Here is an 8,997-nt window from a genome sequence, read left to right on the forward strand (position 1 = left end):
GATGGTCCGGGCCGCCCTGGTCTATCCCGCCTATGGTTTTGACAGGCATATGGGCTATGGCGCGCCACGACACCTCACCGCGATTGCTGAACACGGCCCCTGCCCGCTGCACCGCATGACATTCCGCCCGATGCGCAAGGACTGAGCGCCTGCCCATGGCGCTTTCAATCGTTCCGGAATGAGGATCGACCATGCATTCGTGCAGCAAAATGCAAGGCCTGCATACCAACCCGGCATTCCCACAACGAAAAAGGCCGGGAGAAAATCCCGGCCCAAATCATAACGTCTATTTAGCCAGGCTCAGTTGAGCCGGGTCTTCATCTCGCCAAGCGATGCCTTGAACAGCTCGCCCGAAGCCTTGCCGTCGACTTTGGAGCCGATCAGCTTTTCAGCGGCAGCAATGGCCAGATCGACCGCCGAGGCGCGAACCTCGTTGATCGCATCGGTTTCGGCCTGCCGGATTTTCTGTTCAGCCATCGCGGTGCGGCGGCTGACATATTCCTCGGACTTGGCCTTGGCTTCCTCGCGCAACATGGCAGCTTCCCGTTCCGCGGCGCCAAGAATGCTCTCGGCCTCGGTTTCGGCTTCCTTGCGCTTGCGCTGGTACTCGGCAAGCAATTGCTGGGCTTCTTCGCGCAGGTTCTTGGCTTGTTCGAGTTCATTGCGGATCTGGTCGGCGCGCTTGTCGAGAGCGCCCGTCAGCATCGCCGGGACCTTAACGTAAGCCAGAATGCCCAGGAAGATGATGAGCCCGATTAAGGCAAAGAATGTAGCGTCCATGATCGTCTTTCCCGCTTACTTGCCTGATGCAGCACGGATCGCGGCAGCGACCTCGGCCTTGGTCACGGAACCACCCAGAAGATGCTTGACGACATCCGTGGCGGTTTCCTCGGCAATGGTGTCAACCTCTGCCAGTGCTTTTTGCTTGATGGCGAAGATGCTTTTCTCGGCATCCGCCATCTTGGCGTTGAGGCCGGCTTCGGTCGAAGCCTGCTCGGCTTCAGCCGCAGCTTTCGCCTTTTCACGCGCGGTCTCCGCAATCGCGGAGGCTTTCTTGCGCGCATCGGCCAGGTCCTGCTCGTAAGCGGCAATGGCCTCGTCGGCTTCTTCCTTCAGACGATTGGCTTCATCGAGATCCTGCGCGATCCTGTCGCGACGGTGCTCCAGAATGCCGCCGATGCGCGGGACAATGACCTTCGACATCAGCAGATAGAACAAGCCGAAGGTGATCGCCAGCCACAACAGCTGCGAGGCGAAGGTCGATGAATCGAAGGGCGGGAATACACCGCTACCGTGGGCTTCGCCCCCGGGTGCGCCGGCTTCCGAATGGGTCCCTTCGGTGGGGTTGGACTCGGCATAAGCCGGGGTCACAACAAACATGGTCACCTCCAGATGAAATGCCACGCCGGGTCATCCGGCGTGGCAAGCCTGATACTCGTCGACGATTAGACGGCGAAGAGGAGAAGGAGAGCGACGAGCAGCGAGAAGATGCCCAGAGCTTCGGTCACGGCAAAGCCGAAGATCAAACGGCCGAACTGGCCGTCAGCTGCCGACGGATTGCGCAGTGCGCCCGAGAGGTAGCTACCGAAAATGTTGCCCAGGCCGATGCCTGCGCCGCCCATGCCGAGACATGCGATGCCGGCGCCGATGTACTTTGCTGCTTCTGCTTCCATGATAAAACTCCTTTGGAATGGGATGGATGCGATTTTTTCTGGCGGCGGACCGCCGGTGATTGGATCCTAGTGGCCGGGATGCAGGGCGTCGTTGAGGTACATGCAAGTCAGCACCGCAAAGACATAGGCCTGAAGGAAGGCAACGAGGAATTCTAGACCTGTCAGCGCCACGGTCATCGCCAGCGGCAGGATGGCTGTCCCGAAGCCCAGGACGCCCATGCTGCCAAGCGAGGCGACAAAACCGGCAAACACTTTCAGCGTGATGTGGCCGGCCAGCATGTTGGCGAACAGACGTACAGAGAGGCTGATCGGGCGCGACAGGAAGGAGATCACTTCAATCATCACCACCAGCGGCATCAATATGCCAGGCACACCCTGGGGTACAAACAGATTGAGGAAATGCAGACCGTGCTTCCAGAAGCCATAGACCACCACCGTGCCGATGACGAGCATGGAGAGTGCGAACGTGACGATGAGATGGCTGGTTATGGTGAAGAAGTAGGGGAACATGCCGATGAGGTTTGCCACCAGAACGAACATGAACAGCGAAAACACCATCGGGAAGAACCGCATGCCTTGCGATCCGGCTCCGTCACGCAGCATCGAAGCCACGAATTCGTAGGACATTTCCGAGATCGACTGCAGCCGCGACGGGACCAGTCCGCGGTTGGCGGTGGTCATAAACAGGAATCCTGCGGCCACGGCAACAGTGCCCACCATGAACAGCGACGAGTTGGTGAACGACAGATCCAGCCCGCCGATTTCGATGGGAACGAGCTTGCTGATCTGGAACTGCTGAATCGGATCGTTGGACACCTAAAACCTCTTTTTCGCCATCCGGTGAAACCGGATATTACTTCCCGTCGTCTTCGCCACGCGCTCCGGACTTGTCATGCCTGCCAGTACCTGGCTGGGCGACCGCTCCGGTCGAGCGCAAAATATTCAGCACCCCGGCACAAAACCCGAGCAGCAAAAACACGATCAATCCCCAAGGCGACGTGCCCAAGAACCGATCGAACATATAACCCAGTATCACTCCAACGAGCACGCCGGCGATGAACTCGCTCGACAGCTTGACCGCTAGCGCATAGCCCTTCGAAGCTTGCCTGTTGGAGCCCGCTTCCGGCTCCACCTTGCGGCGGGCGAGAAGTTCGGCGTCCAGGCGCTTGCGACGGGCGTCCAGGCTTTCCGACCGGCCATCTTCCATTCCGTCACCTGCGCTCGGTTTGCCCGATCCGCCAGTTCCGCGCTTTTCATCCATGGATGCGCACTCCTGACACGCCAACGACGACTTGGAAAAAGCCGTTTCGAAGTCGGGCGCAACATAGTTTTAGGTCAGATCATAGTCAAGGCACGGAAAGCTCTAAGCGCGAGACGTTTTTCTTTATTTTTTTCAATAGCTTGGGATGAGGTTTCCGGGGGCCGCTACGGAAGTATCAGAAAAACTTGGCGGGTTGCGCCGGACTCACACAGGTTGCGGCGAATCCGGGACGGCCGGATCAGGACCAGCCGCCGCCATAGGTGACGTAGAAAATATGAAGCCCGATCTGGCCGACCTTGCGCATTTTGCGGGCCCATGGCGGGTTGACATAGGTGGCGTGGTAATGCGTCGAGGAGCCGACTTCGTTGAGCCAGATCTTGCCGGCCGTGGTCGCCAGCGCGATTTCCTCGGCAATATCCCAATGCTTGGGCGATCTTACCCTGTCTTTGATGCCATCGCAGGCAAAGGAAAACTGGCAGCGATTGCGCCAGGTCTTGTTCTGGTAAACAACGCCGCAAACCGTGTTCGGGTAGGTCGGATTACGCACCCGGTTGAGAATCACCTGCGCCACAGCCGCCTGACCCTTGACGGTTTCGCCGCGGGCTTCGAAATAGATCCCGGCTGCGAGACAGCGCTGTTCGGATTCCGAAAATGCCGAGGCCGGCAACGCGGTGCCGGCCCAATCATGATCAAACTTGCCCACCGGCGGGATAAAACGTCCGCGCGTGGTTTCAGGACGAAGCACTGAATTGAAGGGAGATTGCTTGGCGTAGTCAGGCGCGGCCGGCGCGTAGGCTGTGGCGAGGATATCGGGATTGTCGTTGGTCACCAGGCTGGCCAGCACAGCCCGCACCTGCGGCTCGGCCTTCTGCTTGCCCTTGGTGTAGAAGGCGGTAGCGATCTTGAATTCCTTGCCGCGGATGTCGGGCTTGAGAAAAGCCATGGCGGTCTCGAGATTCTCAACCGGCCGCAACAGGCTGGACTGACGTTCGAGAACCGAGCCGGCGGAAAAATCCTTGGGTGGTTGCACCGGAGCGACGTCGATGACCCGCCCCTTCTTGAGGCTGCGGGTCACACGATCGGCGTCAGGGCGCGGATCGGCGGCACCAATCTTGCCCATGAAGGCGATCTTGTCGCCATTTGGCAGCGTCACACCGGCGCCCGATGTGATCGATGAAGTCAGCACCGGGTCGGTGAACTCCAGCTCTGCCGCCTGGATCGATCCGGCGGGCGAAGACGTCAGGAAGGTTTTCCACCTTGCATCGGCGCCCTCACCGCCGGCCAGCAGGGTGGCCATATCGGCATGCGAGGTGATGGTCGGGGTGATGAGAAATGCTGTGAGGCCCAAAACCACGGGCGCTGACAGGCGGCTGAACAGGGAATGACCGCTGCCGGGCAAACGACGCTTCTGACGCAAAACAACAACTCCGAAACTCGGGACACGTACACGATACAGTCTTCGAGAATGAAGGATTAACCTTGATGGAGCGTTAATGAGCGCCCCCGAATATTCGGCCCGATATCAGCAAATCTGAAACACCCTGAAACGTCCGCGTTTGACCACACCCGGAAGAGACGTTGGCACGCCGCGGCCACGGGATGTTCCTCGCCCCCAATCATGTCCGTTTTATGGACCCGGGCAGAGGCGGCAGGCGCCGGCGTGAAACCGGCGGCATCAATCAGGGAAAATCAGCTGCGCTTCTTGGGGCCCAGCTTACCCGAAACCGTGCGTCGGGCGGATTTCTTGGGCATCAGCGAGGGTCGCTTGGTTTTGCCGTCCTTGGGCGCATAGGGGTTGTCACCACTGCGGTAGACCACCCGCAACGGAATTCCGGGCATGTCAAAATCCTTGCGGAGCGAATTGACCAGATAGCGTGTGTAGGATTCGGGAACCGCTTCGGGCCGGGTGCAGGAAATCATGAAGCCTGGCGGGCGCGACTTGATCTGGGTCATGTATTTGAGCTTGAGCCGCCGCCCCGACACTGCCGGCGGCGGATGATGGCCCTGGGTGTGATCAAGCCAGCGGTTGAGCTTTGCGGTGGACACGCGCTTGTTCCAGGTTTTGTGAACCATGGCGATGTTTTCCATCAGCCTGTCGAGTCCGTCGCCGGTCTGACCAGCGACCGTGACAGCGCGAATGCCGCGAATTTGCGGCAGCAGCCGTTCGGTCATTTCCCGCAGTTCAGCCAGTTTTTCCTGACGATTGTCGATCAGGTCCCACTTGTTGAAGGCAATGACCGGCGCCCTGCCCTCACGGACAATCAGATCGGCGATCTGCAAATCCTGTTTTTCAAAAGGGATGGTCGAATCAAACACGACCACCACCACTTCGGCAAAGCGAATGGCGCGCAACGCATCGGCGACCGAGAGTTTCTCGAGCTTTTCCTGAACCCGGGCCTTGCGGCGCAGCCCAGCGGTGTCGAACAATTTGATCTTGCGGCCTTGCCATTCGAAATCGACCGCGATGGAATCGCGGGTGATACCGGCTTCGGGACCGGTCAGCAGCCGGTCCTGGCCCAGGAACCGGTTGATCAGCGTCGACTTGCCGGCATTGGGACGACCGACGATGGCCACCCGCAGCGGTTTGGTCTCGTCATATTCGGGACCTTCATCCTCATCGTCGGGGGACGCGTAAATATCGACATCGGTGACAGCTTCGGACAGCGGGTCATCCTTGGGCGGGAAACACCGGTCTTCGCCAAACGCCTCGACAATGGCGTCGCGCAGATCCAGCATGCCGCCGCCGTGTTCGGCCGAAATCGGGCAGGGCTCGCCCAACCCAAGCCGGAAGGCGTCATACATGCCTGATTCCGAGCCTTTGGATTCTGCCTTGTTGGCGACCAGCACCACCGGCTTGCCGCGTTTTCTCAGGATGCCGGCCAGCAACTCGTCAGCCGGCGTCAGTCCGGCCTTTGCGTCAATCAGGAACAACGCGCCATCGGCTTCGTCCATCGCCATTTCGCTTTGGGCGCGCATGCGGCCCTCAAGCGTGTCGGGGCCGGCAACTTCAAGGCCCGCGGTGTCGATCATGCGGAAGCGCAGGTCCACCAGCTTGGCATCGCCCGGACGGCGATCGCGGGTGACGCCGGGCGTGTCGTCAACCAGCGCCAGCTTGCGGCCTGCAAGACGGTTGAAAAGTGTCGATTTGCCTACATTCGGGCGTCCGACAATGGCGAGAGTGATGCTCATGACTGATCCTTGCCCGAAGGCGCCGTCATCGTCCGGGGTGCCGGAGCGATCAGGATGCGCCGCCTTGGGCGGCAATCATGTCGAGCATAAGGCCGGCGCGCGTCTTTATGCCGTTGGGGGTATCACTGTCGGCGGCGATATCGCCGAACCATTGTGAAGCCTGTTTCAGATCACCAGCCTTGTATGCCGCGTTGCCCAGAGCGTCGCGTGCGGAATGACGGGCCGGATTGCCCGGAACCGCGAGCACTTCAACTTCCGCGGACACATCGGCATAGCTGCCATGGTCAATCAGCAGATAGGCCGCGCGGAGCCGCGCCGCATCGCGAATGGCGACAGGCTGGGATACATCCTTGCCGATCTCGGAGAAGGTGGCGATTGCCGCCTGGGCATCGCCCTTGTCGGCCAGAACCGTGGCGGCTCGCATGCGCGCGAGCACCGGATAGGATCCGTACCCGGTCTTTTCGAGATTCTGGAATTCGGCAAGCGCCGCATCGGTCTCGCCGTTGCGGGCCTTTTCCAGCGCGGCCAGAAACACATCTCCGGATCTGGCTGCGGTGGTTTCCTTCCAGTACTGCCAGCCGCGCAATCCGGCGGTAACGGCAACGATGCCGATCGCCGCTGCAAGGAGGACAAAGCGGAACCGCTTCCACAGCGCCTTCATGTAATCCGAACGCAGGTCCTCATTGACCTCGCGGATGAATGTAGAATTGTCGTCTGCCATGGCGTCACCGGACGATGCCCGGTCCTCTCGAATTTTTGCCGCAAGCGGCGTTGTGTGAGGCCTTCTAGCCGATTTTACGGATTCTGTAAGGGGGTGCGGCGGTGAAAGCGCATATACGCCGCGCCGAACCCTCTAAATTCCGATGATCGGCGGAACCCCGATAAGCCATTTGTGCAGGAACAGGATGAACAGCACATACAGGATCAATCCACCCGCGACGGCGATGATATCCCATTTGACCGGCCCGGCCACCGGATTGGTCGTGAGGCCGGCCCGCAGCCTTTTCTTCTCCGAGATCCGGTCGACGACGGCCCAGGCCAGAAATCCGCCAAACAGAATCACCGACGCCAGATCACCGTTGACCAGAAGGTGGGCGAGGGCCCAGATCTTCACGGCAAGCAGCGTCGGGTGCTTGACAGCGGCCTTGATCCGGCCGGCAGGCACTTGCGCCGCGACCAGCAGGATCATGACCGGAATCATCAACAGGGCGACGACGTGGCTCATCCAGGAAGGCGCGATCCAGAACACCACCGGATCCTGGCGCGCCATCCCGTATCCCCAGACCAGGATCACGAACCCGGCGATGGAGAGCAGCGAATAGATCCCTTTCCAGGCGTTCAGTCCGCGCGCATCGATTTGCGCCTGGCGAAACCCGGGGGCAGCAATCCGGACGGAATGAACACCCAGAAACACCACCAGTCCAATTATCAGCCAGATCATCCCGAAACTCCCTTGTGGCGGCCAGACAGACGCTGTCCGCGTGTTGCAGCGACCATAGCCCGGCCCCTTACGGATGAGAAGCGGTCCGGGCATGCATTTGTGTCACTGCAAATGTATCGAGGCGGAATTGTATCCGGGCTCGCTCTGGTTCATCATGCCATGATGGACCCTGATTTGACCGCCGCCCGCAGGCGGCTCACTGAAAAGAAGGCGGATCTGGAAAGCATGTCGGCGCTGAGCCAGCAGGCGCGCGCGCCGGTGACGCTCGATCAGCAATCGGTCGGCCGCTTGTCGCGGATGGACGCCATGCAGCAGCAGGCCATGGCGGAGGCGCAGGAACGCGCCCGCAAGCGTGATCTTGTCCGCATCGAGATGGCCGAGCGACGCCTGAGCGACGGTGACTATGGCTGGTGCGTTGACTGCGGCGAGGTTATTGCCGACAAGCGGCTGGAGATTGATCCGATGGCGGAGAAATGCGTTCGCTGCGCCTCCGGATAGACATTTCATATCCCCGCCGCATTTGCCCGCCAGGACTTCGAGGCTCAGGTTTCTGTCTAGCGTAGCATCGGATTGCCAAGGTTCATGATCGTTTTTGCCAATAGCCCTGCCCCGTCGCGTGGCACGTCTTCATTTCGTTGTCTCGCGCTGGTTCTGGCCGTGTCTGGACTGAATGCCTTGATCTCCATTCCGGGAACCACAGCGATGGCCGGTGAGCGGCCAGAACAGCTTGTAGTGATTTCCTTCGATGGCGCCCATGACAACGCATTGTGGGACCGAAGCCTCAAGCTGGCAGACAGTACCGGCGCGCGATTCACCTATTTTCTCTCCTGCACTTTTCTGATGAGCAAGGCTGACAGTCACGGCTACAAGGCGCCGGGACATTCAGCCGGACGCTCGAATGTCGGTTTCGCGCCTGACAAGGCGGATGCGCTGACACGGTTGGGCCACATCTGGGCGGCGCATCAGACCGGGCACGAGATCGGCAGCCACGGCTGCGGTCATTTCGATGGCAAGAGCTGGAGCAAATCCGACTGGCTGAGCGAGTTCGCTCAGTTCGACACTGCGTTGGCGAACGCCTGGGGCAACAATGGCGCCGAGCCGCCGGCAGGCTGGGCCGCTTTTGCCAAATCCGGAATTCAAGGGTTTCGGGCGCCCTATCTGTCGACTGGGGACGGGCTCTATGCGGCGTTGACGGATCGTGGATTTGTCTATGACGCCAGCGGCGTGTCGCGCGATCCCGCAACTCCCGACTTCACCAAGCCAACCGCCCGCTTCGCCTTGCCGTTGATCCCGGAAGGGCCAAAGCAGCGCCGTCTCATCGCGATGGATTACAATCTGTTCGTGCGGCATTCGGGCGGCGACGAAACCCCGTCGAAATCGAAAGAGTTCGAGCAGCGCACGCTTGAGGCGTTCCGCGCCGCCTTCGAGGCCGA

At 60.3% G+C, this 8,997-nt stretch carries 11 protein-coding genes and 1 pseudogene; 3 read left to right on the forward strand and 9 right to left on the reverse strand.

The genetic code is table 11. The features are described from left to right. Positions 1-145: pseudogene (locus tag ABJN75_RS08720) on the forward strand (ribonuclease HII); the annotation flags it as partial. Between the two features lie 155 nt (positions 146-300). Here the strand turns inward: ABJN75_RS08720 and ABJN75_RS08725 are convergent. The 9 genes from ABJN75_RS08725 to ABJN75_RS08765 form a co-directional block, all read right to left on the reverse strand. Next, on the reverse strand, positions 301-780 hold the full coding sequence (locus ABJN75_RS08725; protein ID WP_348438780.1) for a F0F1 ATP synthase subunit B: 480 nt from the start codon (positions 778-780) through the stop codon (positions 301-303). Positions 781-795: 15 nt separating this feature from the next. Beyond that, a complete protein-coding gene (locus ABJN75_RS08730; protein ID WP_348438782.1) occupies positions 796-1,380 on the reverse strand; it encodes a F0F1 ATP synthase subunit B in 585 nt (194 codons plus the stop codon). A 65-nt stretch (positions 1,381-1,445) separates the two neighbouring features. Beyond that, positions 1,446-1,673, reverse strand: coding sequence for a F0F1 ATP synthase subunit C (locus ABJN75_RS08735; protein WP_007196430.1), 228 nt, complete (start codon positions 1,671-1,673; stop codon positions 1,446-1,448). A 66-nt stretch (positions 1,674-1,739) separates the two neighbouring features. Continuing rightward, positions 1,740-2,489, reverse strand: a complete 750-nt coding sequence (locus ABJN75_RS08740; protein ID WP_348438784.1) for a F0F1 ATP synthase subunit A — start codon at positions 2,487-2,489, stop codon at positions 1,740-1,742. Positions 2,490-2,526: 37 nt separating this feature from the next. Beyond that, positions 2,527-2,880, reverse strand: a complete 354-nt coding sequence (locus tag ABJN75_RS08745; RefSeq protein ID WP_348438797.1) for an AtpZ/AtpI family protein — start codon at positions 2,878-2,880, stop codon at positions 2,527-2,529. Between the two features lie 292 nt (positions 2,881-3,172). Beyond that, positions 3,173-4,351: a cell wall hydrolase gene (locus tag ABJN75_RS08750; RefSeq protein ID WP_348438786.1), complete on the reverse strand. Its 1,179-nt coding sequence runs from the start codon at positions 4,349-4,351 to the stop codon at positions 3,173-3,175. Between the two features lie 272 nt (positions 4,352-4,623). Next, the gene (der, locus tag ABJN75_RS08755) at positions 4,624-6,123 is read right to left on the reverse strand and encodes a ribosome biogenesis GTPase Der (RefSeq protein WP_348438788.1); all 1,500 of its coding nucleotides are present in this window, start codon (positions 6,121-6,123) and stop codon (positions 4,624-4,626) included. Positions 6,124-6,172: 49 nt separating this feature from the next. Further along, positions 6,173-6,844, reverse strand: a complete 672-nt coding sequence (locus ABJN75_RS08760) for a tetratricopeptide repeat protein (RefSeq protein ID WP_348438790.1) — start codon at positions 6,842-6,844, stop codon at positions 6,173-6,175. 132 nt (positions 6,845-6,976) lie between these two features. Beyond that, positions 6,977-7,564 (reverse strand): NnrU family protein, encoded by a 588-nt coding sequence (locus ABJN75_RS08765; RefSeq protein ID WP_348438792.1) that lies wholly within the window; start codon positions 7,562-7,564, stop codon positions 6,977-6,979. Positions 7,565-7,723: 159 nt separating this feature from the next. On the opposite strand from ABJN75_RS08765, the gene ABJN75_RS08770 reads away from it, so the two are divergent. Then, a complete protein-coding gene (locus tag ABJN75_RS08770) occupies positions 7,724-8,062 on the forward strand; it encodes a TraR/DksA C4-type zinc finger protein (RefSeq protein WP_348438794.1) in 339 nt (112 codons plus the stop codon). Positions 8,063-8,146: 84 nt separating this feature from the next. Then, positions 8,147-8,997 (forward strand): polysaccharide deacetylase family protein (locus ABJN75_RS08775; protein ID WP_348438795.1); only part of this gene is annotated, 851 nt, incomplete at its 3' end.

It is taken from the genome of Hoeflea sp. (genome assembly GCF_039975035.1).
Lineage (GTDB): Bacteria > Pseudomonadota > Alphaproteobacteria > Rhizobiales > Rhizobiaceae > Hoeflea.